Origin of the sequence: Agromyces subbeticus DSM 16689, assembly GCF_000421565.1 — a bacterium.
GTDB lineage: Bacteria > Actinomycetota > Actinomycetes > Actinomycetales > Microbacteriaceae > Agromyces > Agromyces subbeticus.
Genome location: NZ_ATXG01000010.1, coordinates 31,109 through 45,345 on the forward strand (window position 1 = coordinate 31,109; position 14,237 = coordinate 45,345).

A 14,237-nucleotide genomic window follows, 5' to 3' on the forward strand; every position below is an offset into this window, starting at 1 on the left:
ACGTTGAAATGGCGCTGACCGGTCGGTTCGCACTCCTCGTCGCCCTCGGCGTCGTTCCTGTCGTCGTGGCGGGTGCCGTGGGCGCGGCAGAGGCGTGGCTCGCGCTCGTCGGCTGGCTCGTGCTCGCGATCGGCGCCGGCGTGCTCGACCTCTCGCTGGCCGCGTCGCCGCGTCAGGTCGCGCTGCACCGCGAGGTGCCCGACCGGGTCAGGCTGGGTGAGTCGGTGACGACGGTGTTGAGTGTCGAGAACCTCGGCCAGCGGGTGCTTCGGGCCACCGTGCGCGATGCGTGGGAACCATCGGCCGGCCTCGCGGGCAGCAACCGCGCGCGACTGCGCATTCCGCCGGCCGAGCGCCGCCGGGTGACCCTGCAGCTCTCTCCGTGGCGACGCGGCGACCGCCGCACCGAGCAGGTCACGGTGCGCTCGGCCGGCCCGCTCGGGCTCTGGTCGCGACAAGCCACCCTCGCCGCGCCCGCGCGACTGCGTGTGCTGCCGCCGTTCCACTCCAGGGTGCACCTGCCATCGAGGCTCACGCGGCTGCGCGAACTCGACGGTCGCACGCCGCTGCTCATCCGCGGGCAGGGCACGGAGTTCGACTCGATCCGCGAGTACGTGCGCGGCGACGACGTGCGCTCGATCGATTGGCGGGCGACGGCGAGGCACGCCGACCCCGAGGTGCCGGGCAACATGCGGCTCATGGTGCGCACCTGGCGACCCGAGCGCGACCGGCGCATCGTCATCGTCACCGACACGTCACGCACGGCGGCCGCCCGCATCGCCGACGAACCGCGACTCGACACCGCGTTCGAGGCATCGCTGCTGCTCGCCGCACTCGCCTCGCACGCCGGCGACCGCGTCGACTTCCTCGCGTGGGACCGTCGACTGCGCGGCCGGGTGCACGGCGCGAGCGGCCCAGAACTGCTGGCCCGCATGGTCGACACCATGGCCGGCATCGACGCCGAGTTGATCGAGGCCGATTGGGCTTCGGTGCCGGGGCAGGTGCGCCGCATCACGAACCGGCACGCCCTCGTCGTGCTGCTCACCGGGGCCGATTCGCCCGGAAGCGCCCGCGGGCTGCTCTCGGTGCTCCCGCAACTGACCTCGCGGCACACGGTGGTCGTGGCATCCGTCGCCGACCCCGCGCTCATCGAGGCCGCGCGCGCACGCGACGACCTCGAGCAGGTCTACGTGGCGGCCGCAGCCGAGCGGGGCCTCCTCGACGGAGAGCGGGTCGGCGCTGCCGTGCGCCGCCTCGGCGCGCTCACGGTGACGGCCGCCCCTCACGAGCTGCCGCCGGCTCTGGCCGACCTCTACCTCGAGTTGAAGGCGTCGGGCAAACTCTGAGTCGCCGGCGCGGCGCCGATGTCGCCGCGTGACCCTCGGTGTCGCCGCGTTCAGCTGATTCCCAACATTCGCGTCAGGTTCACGCTCCGCGACGGTTCGGCTCGATATCGTCACCTCAGGCGCCCGGGGGTTGGCGCCGATTCCGTCTTGTCCTCCTACGAAAGGAACCCACGTGTCTGACACGGCAACCGTCATCGAGGCTCCCTCGACGGCGCAGAAGCTCACCGCCGAGTTCCTCGGCACCTTCATCCTCGTCTTCGGCGTCATCGGCACCGTCGTCTTCGCGGCCGGCTTCGGCGGTGGCGAGGGCGGGCTGAACGTCGGCTTCCTCGGCGTCGCCCTCGCCCTCGGCCTCTCGGTCGTCGTCGGCGCGTACGCGTTCGGCCCGGTCTCGGGTGGCCACTTCAACCCGGCGGTGAGCTTCGGGCTCGCCGTCGCCGGCAAGTTCGCCTGGAAGGAGGTCGGCCCCTACATCGCGGTGCAGATCCTCGGCGGCATCCTGGCGACGACCGTGCTGCTCGGAGTGCTCTCGGTGGGTCCGAAGTTCGACATCGTCATCTTCACCGGCGCGTCGACCGGCTACGACGAGCTCTCCCCCGGCGGCTTCGGCCTCGGTTCGGTCTTCCTGATCGAGACCGTCACGACGGCGGTCTTCCTCTTCGTGATCCTCGGCGTCACGAGCGCTCGCGCCGCCGTCGGCTTCGCCCCGCTCGCGATCGGCCTCACCCTGACGCTCCTGGCGCTCATCGCGATCCCCGTGTCGAACGCCTCCTTCAATCCGGCACGTTCGATCGCCACGGCGCTCTACGGCGGCGGCATCGCCTGGACGCAGCTCTGGGTCTCGATCGTCGCGCCGATCGTCGGAGCCGTCATCGCCGGCCTCGTCTACAAGCTCGTCTTCGATCGCACGAAGCAGCTCACGGCGTAGAGCACTCCCCGAACGTCGCACGGGATGGCGGATGTCCCTCGAGGCATCCGCCATCGCCGTTCCTGCACGTGGCGCGACGGGTCGAGGTGTGTGGTGTCTCAGCCGGCGACGATGCGCCGGGCGCCGGCGTCGAACTCGGAGAGGTCGCCGGTCTCGCCTGCGCGCCACGCGCGCCCACCGAGCACGAGCATGTACGCGAGGAACCCGCCGAGCGCCGCGACGCCGATGCCGATCTTCACAGGCCACGGCCAGGGCGCCGGGGTGACGAACCCCTCGATGATTCCCGAGACGAAGAGGAAGAACACGAGCCCCAGCGCGACACTGAAGAGCGCCCTGGCGTCTTCGGCGAGCGCCACGCCGCGTGAGCGCGCGCCCGGGGCGACCCACGCCCAGAAGATGCGCAGCCCGGCGGCGGCTGCGACGAAGACGCACGTGAGCTCGAGCAGGCCGTGCGGGGCGAGGTAGAGGAAGAAGGTGTCGGCCTCGTCGTAGGCGAACATCACGGCGGCATTGATGCCGAGGTTCTGCGCATTCTGCAGGATCACCCACGGCACCCAGACGCCGACGATGCCGAACGCGACGCACTGCGCCGCGATCCACGCGTTGTTCGTCCACACCGCGCCCGCGAACGACGCCGCCGGGTTCTCGGAGTAGTAGGCGACGAAGCCCTCTTCGGCGATCTGACGGAGTTCGTCTTCGCTGCCGACCGAGGCGAGCGCTCGCGGGTCGCTGCCGAGCCACCACGCGTAGAGCGCCGCGACGACGACCGTCGCGAGCGCCACCGCGAGGGTGAGCCATCGCAACCGGTACAGCGCCACCGGCAGGGTCACGACCGCGAACCGGGTGAACTGTCGCAACGGGTTCTCGGGGGCACCGGTGAAGGCCAGCCGCGCCCGCGCGAGCGAGACCGACAGCCGATCTCCGAGGGGTGTCGCCCCCGCGGTCGTCTGCACGAGCGAGAGGTCGGATGCCGCGCTCTGATAGCGCTCGATCAGCTCATCGGCCCCGGGGCCGTCGAGGCGCTTGCGACGAGCGAGCACGTCGAGTCGCTGCCAGTCGTCGTGGCGGGCGGAGGCGAGTGCATCGAGGTCCATCTGCTTGAATACTACCCATGGCACAAGCCCCCGCCGGCGCACAGCGCATCGCCCGATTCGACGACGAGGGCGTGGTCACCGGCGAGGCCGTCTCGCTCGACATCCGCCCGGCGAGCGCCCTCATGAGGGCCGGCGGCGCAGCCATCGACGTGCTCGTCACCGTGCTCCTGATCATCGGGCTGCTGTTCGCGTTCGCGGGCCTCGGCATCGACCCGACGGGTTTCCAGGCCGTTCTCACCGCGGGTATCGTGACGTGCATCGTCGTCGTGCCGACGGCGGTCGAGACGGCGAGTCGTGGTCGCTCGCTCGGCAAGCTCGCCCTCGGCCTGCGAGTCGTGCGAGACGACGGCGGCGCGATCGGGTTCCGGCACGCCTTCATCCGCGCCCTCACCGGCGTGCTCGAGATCTACCTGACCTTCGGCGGTCTGGCCGTGCTCGTCGGCTTCCTGAACCCGTCGTCGAAGCGGCTCGGCGACCTGCTCGCGGGCACGCACGCCCAGGTCGAACGCGTGCCGAAGCTCCCCTCGACCGCGTTCGGCGTGCCGGGCGAGCTCGCCGGCTGGGCGACGATCGCCGATGTCGGGCGGCTGCCCGACCCGATCGCGCGCCGGGTCGCGTCGTTCTTCACCAACGCCGAGCACCTCTCGCCCGAGAGCCGCGTCCGTGCCGCGGCATCCCTCGCCGCCGAGGTGGCGCCGTTCGTGTCGCCGTTGCCCGACGCGTCGCCCGAGCTCTTCCTCGCCGCCGTCGCCGCGCTTCGGCGCGACCGCGACGCCACGGCGCTCGCACTCGTCGACGCGCGCATGACGGCGCTCGAGCCGGTGCTCACCGCGACACCGCCGGGCTTCCCCGTTCGTTGAGTTGCCGCGAGCTCGCGGCATCCGCCTCGAACTCAGTAGCGGTAGTGGTCGACCTTGTACGGCCCCTCGACCGGAACGCCGATGTAGGCGGCCTGCTCGGACGAGAGCTCGGTGAGCTCGACGCCGAGCGAGTCGAGGTGCAGTCGGGCGACCTTCTCGTCGAGGTGCTTCGGCAGCACGTAGACGCCGATCGGGTACTGCTCGGGGCGGGTCCAGAGCTCGATCTGCGCGAGCACCTGGTTGGTGAACGAGTTCGACATGACGAACGACGGATGCCCCGTGGCGTTGCCGAGGTTCATCAGCCGACCCTCGGAGAGCACGAGGATCGAGCGGCCGGTCGGCAGGCGCCACTCGTGCACCTGCGGCTTGATCTCGATGCGCTCGGCGCCGGCGAGTGACTCGAGCCCGGCCATGTCGATCTCGTTGTCGAAGTGGCCGACGTTCGCCACGATCGCGAGGTGCTTCATGGCGAGCATGTGCTCGACTCGAACGACGTCTTTGTTGCCGGTGCAGGTGACGAAGATGTCGACGTCGCCGATCACGTCGTCGAGACGGGCGACCTGATAGCCGTCCATCGCGGCCTGCAGCGCGCAGATCGGGTCGACCTCCGAGACGATGACGCGAGCGCCCTGCCCGCGCAGCGCCTCGGCGGCACCCTTGCCGACGTCGCCGTAGCCGACCACGAAGGCGACCTTGCCGCCCATCAGCACATCGGTGGCGCGGTTGAGGCCGTCGGGCAGCGAGTGGCGGATGCCGTACTTGTTGTCGAACTTCGACTTCGTGACCGAGTCGTTGACGTTGATCGCCGGGAAGAGCAGCTCGCCCTTCGCGTGCAGCTCGTAGAGCCGGTGCACGCCGGTCGTGGTCTCTTCGGTGACGCCCTGGAGTTCGGCCGCGATGCGGGTCCAGCGGTCGGAGCTGAGTTCGAGCGACCGGCGGAGCGTGTCGAGCACGACCCGGTACTCGTGGCTCGCGTCGTCGGCTGCTGCCGGCACCGCGCCCGCTGCCTCGAAGTCACGGCCGTGGTGCACGAGCATCGTGGCGTCGCCGCCGTCGTCGAGGATCATGTTCGGGCCGATCCAGTCGGCTCCGGATGCCGCGGCCTCGGCCGACCAGTCGAAGATGCGGTCGGTGCACCACCAGTACTCCTCGAGCGACTCGCCCTTCCACGCGTAGACCGGCACGCCTGCGGGCGCATCGACGGTGCCGTCGGGGCCGACCACGACGGCCGCCGCGGCTTCGTTTTGCGTGGAGAAGATGTTGCAGCTCGCCCAGCGCACCTGCGCGCCGAGCGCGACGAGGGTCTCGATCAGCACGGCCGTCTGCACGGTCATGTGCAGGCTGCCGGCGATGCGGGCATCGGCGAGGGGCTTCGACGCGCCGAACTCCTCACGGAGGGCCATGAGCCCCGGCATCTCGTTCTCGGCGAGCCGCAGCTGGTGCCGGCCGGCCTCGGCGAGCGAGAGATCGGCGATCTTGAACGGGAGGGCGGTGGTGACGGCAGCATCCATGTCGACCATTCTCGCAGGCTCGCGCCGTGCGAGCCGCCGGGTCAGCCGCGGATGAGGGCGAGCACCTCGTCGCGAACCGCGGCCATCGTGGCCGCGTCTTGACCCTCGGCGTTCAGGCGCAGCAGCGGCTCGGTGTTCGAGGGGCGCACGTTGAACCACCAGAACGGCTCGTCGCCGTCGGTCGTGCCGGTGACCGTGAGGCCGTCGAGCTCATCGAACTCGGCCCGGCCGGTGAAGGCCTCGACGATGCGCGTGTACGCCGACGGCACGTCGCCGACGACCGAGTTGATCTCGCCCGACAGGGAATAGGGAGTGAAGCGCGCCGACATCTCGGAGAGCGGCGCGAGCTGCTCGCCGAACGCGGCGAGCACGTGCATCGCTGCGAGCATGCCGTTGTCGGCGCCCCAGAAGTCGCGGAAATAGTAGTGCGCCGAGTGCTCGCCGCCGAAGACGGCACCGGTCGACTTCATCTGGTCTTTGATGAGCGAGTGCCCGACCCTGGTGCGCACCGGGTTCGCTCCGGCCTGCTCGATCGCCTCGGCGACGAAGCGCGAGGTGATCAGGTTGTGGATGACCGAGACATCCGTCTCGCCTGCCGCGCGCACCCTCGCGATCTCGCGAACCGCGACGATCGCGGCGACGGCCGAGGGCGTGATCGCGCCGCCCTGCTCGTCGACGACGAAGCAGCGGTCGGCATCGCCGTCGAAGGCGAGGCCGAGGTCGGCGCCGTGCTCGACGACCGCGCGCTGCAGATCGACGAGGTTCGCGGGCTCGAGCGGGTTCGCCTCGTGGTTGGGAAAGGTGCCGTCGAGTTCGAAGTAGAGCGGAACGATCTCGAGCGGCAGCTCGGGCAGCCCGGCCGCGGTGCCGAGCACGGCCGGAACCGTGAGCCCGCCCATGCCGTTGCCGGCGTCGACGACGATCTTGAGCGGCCGAACGGCGCTGAGGTCGACGAGTGAGCGCAGGTAGGCGGCGTAGTCGGCGAGCACGTCGGTGTGCGTCACCGAACCGGGTGAGGCGACGGCGACGATGCCCTGCTCGAGGTAGTCGACCGCGCCGTCGCGGATGGCTGCGAGCCCGGTGTCCTGCGAGATGCCCTGCGCGCCCGCGCGAGAGAACTTGATGCCGTTGTAGGCAGCGGGGTTGTGGCTCGCCGTGAACATCGCGGCTGCTGCGTCGAGCGAACCCGAGGCGAAGTAGCTCTCATCGGTCGAGCAGAGCCCGATCGAGACCACGTCGGCCCCGCGCGCCGTAGCGCCGCGCGCGAATGCCTCGGCGAACCCGGGCGAGGAGTCGCGCATGTCGTGCCCGACGACCACCCGGCCGCCGCCCGCGCCGACCTCGTCGACGAACGCCGCAGCGAGCGCTTCGACCGTCTCAGCAGTGAGTCCTTCGCCGACGATGCCTCGCACATCGTAGGCCTTCACGATGGCGTCGAGGCGCGCGCGAGCACCCGATGATGCAGCGGAATTCATGCCTTGAAACCTACCTCACCGAGGCTCACATGCCGCACGACCTGCCACCCGACCGGGGCCGAGGTGCGCTCGGCATGACGCGCGCAGAGGTCGTAGCCGTGCGGCTCCCGCGTCAGCGCGAGCGGGCCGAGCACGGCCATCGAATCGGCATAGTCGAAGGTGAGCGTGGCGACCGCCTCGGCGGGGCATGCGGTGCGCGAACAACGTCTCATGGCTCCCCCAGAGTAGCGAGCGCCACCGACGATCGGGGCGAACGACTCAGGCCGATCGCGGCGAGCGACTCAGTACGATGGGGGTATGCCCCGATCTCGCCGCGTCGCCTCCGAGCCGCGTTCGCCACGGCGGCTCGCCCGCGATCGCCACGGCCGCGGCCTGCGCTCCGCCGTCACGGGGCCGCACCTGCCGATGCTGCACAACCGGCTCGACGAGTTCGAGCTCACCGTCGGCACGACCGCCGCCTACCTTCGCGGTCTCTGGCCCGAGCTCGAGGGCGTCGTCTTCGAGGTCTCGCAGGGGCCGGCCGAGGCCATCCACGACGATCACGTCGACCGTTGGAAGGTCTTCCACGACGAGCGTCGCATCGTGTTCTACCGGCTGCCGATCGTGCGCTTCCTGCGCCTGCAGGAGGGCGAGGAGCGCGAAGAGAAGCTGCTCATCGAGAGTTGCGTCTTCCGTGCGATCGCCGACCTGCTCGGCAAAGACCCATGGGAACTCGCGCCGGGGCGCTACCGGCACCTCTGAGCCGCGCTGCTCGCCCGCTACCGCGGGAACACGCGGATCGGTGAGTCCAGCGGGCCGGGCGGCTGTACGCCGAAGGACGCGAGTTCGCCCACGCCTGCGAACGAGACCGAGGCGTGCACCCCTTCGACACCGGCGAGCCGGACGGTCGTACGCGCCTCGAGGTCGACGGATGTCGCGCTGCCGGCCTCGAGGGTCACCGTGCGGGCCTGCCCGTCGATCGAGTACTCCACGTCGGCGCTCTCACCGCTCGCGTTCGCCAGGTGCAGGGTCGGCGACGGGCCGTCGGGCACGGCGACGACCGCGTCGGCCAGGAGCGGGGTGGTCGAGACGGTCCAGGCGAGATCGACGGATGCCGCGGCATCCGACTGCCCGGGAACGGGATCAGCGCCCGGCGTTCCCGTCGTCGCTCGCGCCGCGGCCACGATGGGTCCGTCGGCGTCGAGACGCACCGTGTAGGCGCCGGCATCGAGTACCCCCAGCGGCACGTCGGTCGTGCGCCCGGGCTGCAGCGTCACCTCGATGGTGGAGCCCCCTGCTCCCGAACCGCCCTCGGGCATGAGCCCGATCGAGACGTCGACCGGCTCATCGCCGGTCGCGAGCATGCGCACCGCAGGAAACCCGTCACCCTCGGCGTGGTCATCGGCGGGATCGACGCCGCCGGTCTCGGCGACCACGAAGCCGGGGATCACCTGGCTGCTCGCGGGCGCCGCGGCGGCGCCCGTGAACTCGACGCCCGCCGGTGCGAGGCCGTCGACGGCCGACTGCTCGAGCGCGGCAGCGACCATGCCGCCGGTGCTCGTCACGTGCACGACAGGCGAGGTGAGGTTCGGTGCCAGCCCCGCGAGTGACACCACGCGCTGAGCCCCGGCGGGAACGATGATGCCGAGCGCAGAGCCGGCTTCAACGGCACCGGTCTCGCCGATCACGCGCACGTCGACGGTCGCGGCGACATCGGTGGGGTTGCCGAGCGACACGAGGCTGGTCCGCCCGAGCGTCGTCGCCCCCGCGACGAGCCACGACTCGGCGCTCGCCTCGGCGCACGCGATCGCGGCGAACCCCGCCATGGTCTCGGTCGAGGCGGATTGCGACTGCGCTCCGGCGAGCATGCCGGCGTCGACGGTTCCCGGCTCCACGCTGAGCACGACCGGTGTGCCGTCGCGGTCGGCGCGAGGGTTGCCCGGCGCGTCGAGCGCGGTCTCGGTGATCTCGGCCTCGTCGGGCTCGGCACCGGTGGTCAGGTCGGCCGAACCGATGGAGGAGGCGGTGGTCGCGGCGGCGGCGTCGTCGGCGAGCGTGAGCAGGGGGCCGGCGCAGACGCGCTGTTGACGGCTCTCCGCGGGTTGCACCACGAGCGACGGCGGCGCCACCCGGAGCTCGGGCCATGGCACCAGGGCGGCCGCGGTGAGGGTGGCGGCCGCGAGTGCGACCGCCACGAGGAATCCGGCGGCGCGACCGCCGATGCGGGCGATGCGGCGGCTAACGCTCATCGTCGTCTCCCTTCGGCGCTTCGGGTTGGGCTGGGGCGGGTGGTTCCGATGGTGGTGGCTCATCGGCCGCGCTGGGCGATGGTTCGCTTCCCGACGTGTGCGCGGACTCGGCCGGTTCGACTGGCTTCTCGGTCGGGGCCGGCTCCGCCTCGTCGGCATCGTCGGCATCGTCGGCATCGTCGGCATCGTCGGCCGGCACTGCTCCGTCGACCGCCTCGTCGGCCTGGGCTGCGACCTCGACGGTCTCGGACTGCTCGGAGGGTTCGGCTGACTCGCCTGACGACGTCGCGGTCTCGCCGTGGTCGGCGTCCGTCTCGCCATCCGACGCCGCCGGCGTCTCCTCGGACTCCGTGGCCGCGAGCTTCCCGCGCGGCTTCCGCTGCGGGCGACGCCGCACGGGCCGACGGCGCACCGGCCGACGATCGGCCTCGCGCCCCGCACCGGTCGGCACCGAGAGCAGGAGCGTGGCACCCAGCACGATGATCTGCACCGCAGTGATGATGCCCGAGAGCGCACCACCGGCCCCTGCGGGAATCTGCGCCGCGGGTGCATCCGGCTCTGCCGCGCTGAACCGCCAGAGCATGCCGAAATCGGTCTCACCCACAGAGGTGAGCGCTGCGTTGCCGTCGAGAGCCGTGCGCGCCCGCTCCGTCGTCGCCTCGGCCTCGCGCTCGTCGCCCGTCGTCGAGGCGAGCAGCACGAACGAGACGCCGAACTCGCGAATCGCGGCATCGGGGTCGAAGCCGCTGCGAGAGGCGAGGTTGCCGGCGACCTCGGCGAGCTCTCGCTCGTCATCGGTCATCTCCTCGCGCGTCTGCTCGAGCGTCGACTGCTCGTCGAGGGTCGTGCCGGCGCCGCGCTCGAGCGTCGCTCGGATGCTGCCGTCGGCCTCCGGCTGAATGCGCAAGGTCGTCACACGGGGGTCGCCGTCAGTCTCCGCCCCGACGAACGCCGGCAGCGTGCGTTCGGCTGCGGGCGCGATCGCCGTCGATGCCGTGGCGATGCCGACTCCGGTGGGTACGACGGCCATGACGGCGGCGACGGCCACGACCCACGCGATGACGGGGCCACCGCGCGGCACGGCGTTCAGCGCGACGACGGCCGCGAGGAGCAGGCCGAGCCAGAGGAGGCTGAGGCCGGCGCCGGGCCAGAGCTGCACCGCCGTGGGACCGGCGAGGGCCACGGCGAGGTGCGCTGCCGCGACCGCCGTCGCGAACCCGAGAAGGGCGATGGAGAGGCTGAGCACGGCCGCTCGAATGCCGGGCGCGAGCACCGATGCGAGCGCGGCGAGCAGCAGCGGCAGCACGAGCACGGTGAGGAGCAACTTCGGATCGAGTGGCACGGCGCCGCCGAGGAAGTCGCCCCAGGCACCCCACCGTGCACCCGGGAAGCCGAGCGCGAGCTGCCACGCGGATGGCGCCGCGCTGTCGAGCGGAAGCCCCGGGTCGGCGAGCAGAGCGAGGGGCGTTCCGCGGCCGAGCTGGGCGATCACGAGCGGAACGAAGAGCACCGCGGCAGGCAGCGGCAGTCCCGCGAGACGAACGGCTGCCCGCCCGCTCACCGCGAGCCCGACGAGCCAGGCGACGAGCAAGGCGGGAGCGAGGCTCGGGGCGGCGGCGATGACACCGGCGAAGAGCAGCGAAGCCGTCGCCGCTGCTGCCCACGACGTCGCCGCACCGAACACGGCGAACGCGAGCCAGCCGAGCAGCATGTGCGCGAGGACGGCGCCCGGTCGCCCGTCGGCGAGGGCGACGAGCAACGGCGGCGCGAGGCCCCAGAGGAGCGCGGCCACGGCACGCACCGAACCGCGCTCGGTCAGCCGCGACGCGGCGAACCAAGCGCCGAGCGTCGCCACCGGAACAGCCAGGAGCCAGAGCAGCGCGAGTCCGAACGACGGCGCCCAGAACGCGATCGAGCCGAGCACCGCGAGCACGCCGGCGAATGGGTCGGCGGCGCCGACGAAGCCGGCGCCGATGTCTCGCCAGCCATAGGCGGCATTGCGCCAGAGCTCGTCGAGGCCGCTCGACAGCGGCAGGATGCCGCCGCCGCTGAGGCCACGTGCACCGAGCAACCAGGAGAAGAGGGCGACGGATGCCGCGATCGACGCGAGCAGCACCCAGCCGCCGCCCGTTCCGAGGAACTGCAGCTCGTGCTTGCGGCCTCGCGCCCTCGCCCGCCGCGCCTCGGCCGCGTGCTGGCGACGACGCCGCACTTCGTCGGGCTGCATGCGCAGCGGCGCGATCGCCGACCAGCCGACGGTTCGCGCCGACTTGAGCGTGCGCCGGGCGCGTGCCACCCGCATTCCCGAGAACATCGTGCCGAGCGCGGCCGAGAACTCCCCGGGGATTGCTCCGGGCGACTTCACGAGCAGGAGCCGGATCGACCTGATGATCGCGAGTGGAAGGAAGACGAGCCAGTGCACCGGCACCGCGGCCGCGGGCGCGTAGACGAGTCGTCGATGCAGTGCCGCCGCTCGAGCGGCACGCGTTCGACGCCGGCTGGCGCGAGCGCGCGGGTCGGACGGTGGGCCCGCCACGCCATCGCCCGCGAAGTGCACGTGCGCTTCGGGCACGACCGAGACCCGGTGACCGGCCAGGCGTGCCCGGATCGAGAAGTCGAGTGCATCGTCGACCGTCGGCAGCCCCGGGTCGAAGCCGTCGAGCGAACGCCAGACCGTGTGCCGCACCAGGATCGCTGCAGGATCGAGCCCGAGCACGTCGCTCAACCCGTCGTGCTGCCCCTGGTCGAGCTCGTCGGCGACGAGCCCGACGCTGCGTCCGAACCGCGTGATCGTGCGACCGAACGTTGCAATGCGATCGGGATCGTCCCATTCGCGGAGCTTCGGCCCGGCGATCGCGACGGACTTCGCCGTCTCGAGGTTCGCCACGAGTCGCTCGAGGGCATCGGGGGCGGGAGCAGTATCTTCCGCCAGAAGCCAGAGGGCATCTCCGTCGGACGTGGGTGCGTCGAGCACGCGCTCGGCGGCGCGCACGGCCTCACCGAACGAGAGCCGCTGGGAGAGTTCCACCACGTGGCTGGGCGATGCGCCATCGGCGAGCTCACGGGCCTCGGCATCCGCCTCGCTGAGCACCACGATGAGCGCATCGGGCATGCGGCGCTGCGCTCGGAGCGCCTCGAGCGTGCGTCTGAGGTGGTCGCCACCGTGATGTGCGACGAGGACGGCGGTGACTCTGGGGAACATCGAGGTCAGCCTAAGCGGCCCGCCACGCGGCATCCGTCATCGCTACGGCGTGCCTCGAAACGACGAGACGAAGTCGCCTGGCTGAACGAGCGCGGGGTCTGCCGAAGCAGACCCCGCGACTCAGACCGCTCGTTTGCGGAGCTTGCGACGCTCGCGTTCAGACAGACCGCCCCAGATGCCGAAGCGCTCGTCGTTGCCGAGCGCGTACTCGAGGCACTGGTTTCGTACCTCGCATCCGGTGCAGATCTTCTTCGCGTCCCTCGTCGATCCGCCCTTTTCGGGGAAGAACGCCTCGGGATCGGTCTGTGCGCATAGCGCGTCGCTCTGCCATGCCAACGGATTGTCATCGTCTGCGACCGAACGAACCCCCGGAACGCCCAGCCTGACCGGATCGACGAACCAATCGTCAGGTACTCCAGAACGATATTCAGGATTGCCCATATCGTCTCCCACCCAGTTGTACCGACCACCCAGAGGGTGTGTCATGACAATTACACCGGTGTAATTCGCGAGAGTCAAGTCGCAGATCGTAAACCCTCAAGCCGCTGTCGAGGCTTGAAGACCGCGCCGACACGCCGGGTGATGATCAGACGTTACGAATCGGATGCCGCGCGGCGGGCCTGCCACGCACTTTCCACCATCTCGGCGAGCGAGTGGCGCATGCGCCAGTCGAGGTCTCGGGCTGCAAGTTCGCCCGAGGCGACGATGCGAGCAGGGTCACCAGGCCGGCGCGGTGCGACCTCGGGGGTGAAGGCGATGCCGGTGACCTCGGCGACCGCCCGCATGATCTCGCCGACCGAGACGCCGTCTCCGGAGCCGAGGTTGTAGACGGGCTCGAGCGGCTCGCCGGCCGCGAGTCGTCGGGCCGCGACGACGTGGGCCTCCGCGAGATCGGCGACGTGGATGTAGTCGCGCACGCACGTGCCGTCGGGGGTCGGGTAGTCGTCGCCGTTGATGCGGGGCGTACGTCCGTCGAGCAGCGCGTCGAAGACCAGAGGGAAGAGATTGTGCGGGCTGACGTCGAAGACCTCGGGCGTGCCCGAGCCGACCACGTTGAAGTACCGAAGACTCGTGTGCGCGAGGCCGCGCGCCTTCGCCTGATCGGCCAGCAGCCACTCGCCGATGAGCTTGGACTCGCCGTAGGGGGACTGCGGCTGCTTCGGGGTCGCCTCGGTCACGAGAGCGACGTCGGGCGTGCCGTAGACGGCGGCGCTCGACGAGAAGACGATGCGGTCGACGCCCTTGGCCTCCATCGCGGCGAGCAGGGTCGCGGTGCCCGTCACGTTCTGCTGATAGGTGTGCAGCGGGCGGTCGACCGAGACGCCGGCGTACTTGAATCCGGCGAGATGCACGACGCCCTGGACGTCGTAGCGATCGATCGCCCGCTCGACCGCACCGCCGTCGAGGATGCTCCCGTGCACGAGCGGAGTGCCCTCGGGAACGAACCCGTGACGCCCCGACGACAGATCATCGAGCACGATCGCATCGATGCCCTGCGCAACGAACGCGCGCACGACGTGCGCTCCGATGTATCCCGCTCCTCCGGTGACCAGCCAGCTCATGTTCCCGCCTCCCGGCGCGGAACCTCCGCAC

At 71.1% G+C, this 14,237-nt stretch carries 12 protein-coding genes; 4 read left to right on the forward strand and 8 right to left on the reverse strand.

Going from position 1 to position 14,237, the window contains the following annotated elements; genetic code table 11:
* Positions 1–8 precede the first annotated feature (8 nt).
* Together H521_RS0113650 and aqpZ are read left to right on the forward strand one after the other, a co-directional pair.
* Positions 9–1,346: a DUF58 domain-containing protein gene (locus H521_RS0113650; RefSeq protein WP_022893589.1), complete on the forward strand. Its 1,338-nt coding sequence runs from the start codon at positions 9–11 to the stop codon at positions 1,344–1,346.
* Between the two features lie 172 nt (positions 1,347–1,518).
* Positions 1,519–2,274 (forward strand): aquaporin Z, encoded by a 756-nt coding sequence (aqpZ, locus tag H521_RS0113655; protein ID WP_022893590.1) that lies wholly within the window; start codon positions 1,519–1,521, stop codon positions 2,272–2,274.
* A gap of 98 nt (positions 2,275–2,372) precedes the next feature.
* On the opposite strand, the gene H521_RS0113660 is transcribed toward aqpZ, so the two are convergent.
* A complete protein-coding gene (locus H521_RS0113660) occupies positions 2,373–3,368 on the reverse strand; it encodes a stage II sporulation protein M (RefSeq protein ID WP_022893591.1) in 996 nt (331 codons plus the stop codon).
* A 17-nt stretch (positions 3,369–3,385) separates the two neighbouring features.
* Here H521_RS0113660 and H521_RS0113665 point away from each other — a divergent pair, with 17 nt between their 5' ends.
* Entirely contained in the window at positions 3,386–4,228 is an 843-nt protein-coding gene (locus H521_RS0113665) for an RDD family protein (RefSeq protein WP_022893592.1), read from the forward strand.
* 32 nt (positions 4,229–4,260) lie between these two features.
* Here the strand turns inward: H521_RS0113665 and ahcY are convergent, their stop codons facing one another.
* From ahcY to H521_RS0113680, 3 genes are read right to left on the reverse strand one after another with little or no spacing between them, the layout of a single operon-like run.
* Positions 4,261–5,739: an adenosylhomocysteinase gene (gene ahcY / locus H521_RS0113670; protein WP_026482282.1), complete on the reverse strand. Its 1,479-nt coding sequence runs from the start codon at positions 5,737–5,739 to the stop codon at positions 4,261–4,263.
* A 41-nt stretch (positions 5,740–5,780) separates the two neighbouring features.
* Positions 5,781–7,214, reverse strand: a complete 1,434-nt coding sequence (locus H521_RS0113675) for a phosphomannomutase/phosphoglucomutase (protein WP_022893594.1) — start codon at positions 7,212–7,214, stop codon at positions 5,781–5,783.
* On the reverse strand, positions 7,211–7,426 hold the full coding sequence (locus H521_RS0113680; RefSeq protein WP_022893595.1) for a DUF3499 family protein: 216 nt from the start codon (positions 7,424–7,426) through the stop codon (positions 7,211–7,213). Before H521_RS0113680 ends, H521_RS0113675 begins: the two co-directional genes overlap by 4 nt.
* Positions 7,427–7,511: 85 nt before the next feature.
* Between H521_RS0113680 and H521_RS0113685 the strand changes: the two genes are divergently transcribed.
* Positions 7,512–7,955, forward strand: a complete 444-nt coding sequence (locus H521_RS0113685) for a hypothetical protein (protein ID WP_022893596.1) — start codon at positions 7,512–7,514, stop codon at positions 7,953–7,955.
* Between the two features lie 17 nt (positions 7,956–7,972).
* On the opposite strand, the gene H521_RS0113690 is transcribed toward H521_RS0113685, so the two are convergent.
* The 4 genes from H521_RS0113690 to galE form a co-directional block, all read right to left on the reverse strand.
* On the reverse strand, positions 7,973–9,442 hold the full coding sequence (locus tag H521_RS0113690) for a DUF5719 family protein (protein WP_022893597.1): 1,470 nt from the start codon (positions 9,440–9,442) through the stop codon (positions 7,973–7,975).
* Positions 9,432–12,644, reverse strand: a complete 3,213-nt coding sequence (locus H521_RS23395) for a glycosyltransferase family 2 protein (RefSeq protein WP_022893598.1) — start codon at positions 12,642–12,644, stop codon at positions 9,432–9,434. The genes H521_RS0113690 and H521_RS23395 overlap by 11 nt, the downstream gene beginning before the upstream one ends.
* A 120-nt stretch (positions 12,645–12,764) precedes the next feature.
* Entirely contained in the window at positions 12,765–13,085 is a 321-nt protein-coding gene (locus H521_RS0113700) for a WhiB family transcriptional regulator (protein WP_022893599.1), read from the reverse strand.
* Between the two features lie 152 nt (positions 13,086–13,237).
* A complete protein-coding gene (galE, locus tag H521_RS0113705; protein ID WP_022893600.1) occupies positions 13,238–14,206 on the reverse strand; it encodes a UDP-glucose 4-epimerase GalE in 969 nt (322 codons plus the stop codon).
* Positions 14,207–14,237: the final 31 nt, after the last annotated feature.

Bases quoted from the DNA above. Each gene is read 5' to 3' on its own strand.
- H521_RS0113650 (WP_022893589.1), top strand. From the start codon at position 9: ATGGCGCTGACCGGTCGGTTCGCACTCCTCGTCGCCCTCGGCGTCGTT.
- H521_RS0113660 (WP_022893591.1), bottom strand. From the start codon at position 3,368: ATGGACCTCGATGCACTCGCCTCCGCCCGCCACGACGACTGGCAGCGA.
- H521_RS0113665 (WP_022893592.1), top strand. From the start codon at position 3,386: ATGGCACAAGCCCCCGCCGGCGCACAGCGCATCGCCCGATTCGACGAC.
- ahcY (WP_026482282.1), bottom strand. From the start codon at position 5,739: ATGGATGCTGCCGTCACCACCGCCCTCCCGTTCAAGATCGCCGATCTC.
- H521_RS0113675 (WP_022893594.1), bottom strand. From the start codon at position 7,214: ATGAATTCCGCTGCATCATCGGGTGCTCGCGCGCGCCTCGACGCCATC.
- H521_RS0113680 (WP_022893595.1), bottom strand. From the start codon at position 7,426: ATGAGACGTTGTTCGCGCACCGCATGCCCCGCCGAGGCGGTCGCCACG.
- H521_RS0113685 (WP_022893596.1), top strand. From the start codon at position 7,512: ATGCCCCGATCTCGCCGCGTCGCCTCCGAGCCGCGTTCGCCACGGCGG.
- H521_RS0113690 (WP_022893597.1), bottom strand. From the start codon at position 9,442: ATGAGCGTTAGCCGCCGCATCGCCCGCATCGGCGGTCGCGCCGCCGGA.
- H521_RS23395 (WP_022893598.1), bottom strand. From the start codon at position 12,644: ATGTTCCCCAGAGTCACCGCCGTCCTCGTCGCACATCACGGTGGCGAC.
- H521_RS0113700 (WP_022893599.1), bottom strand. From the start codon at position 13,085: ATGGGCAATCCTGAATATCGTTCTGGAGTACCTGACGATTGGTTCGTC.
- galE (WP_022893600.1), bottom strand. From the start codon at position 14,206: ATGAGCTGGCTGGTCACCGGAGGAGCGGGATACATCGGAGCGCACGTC.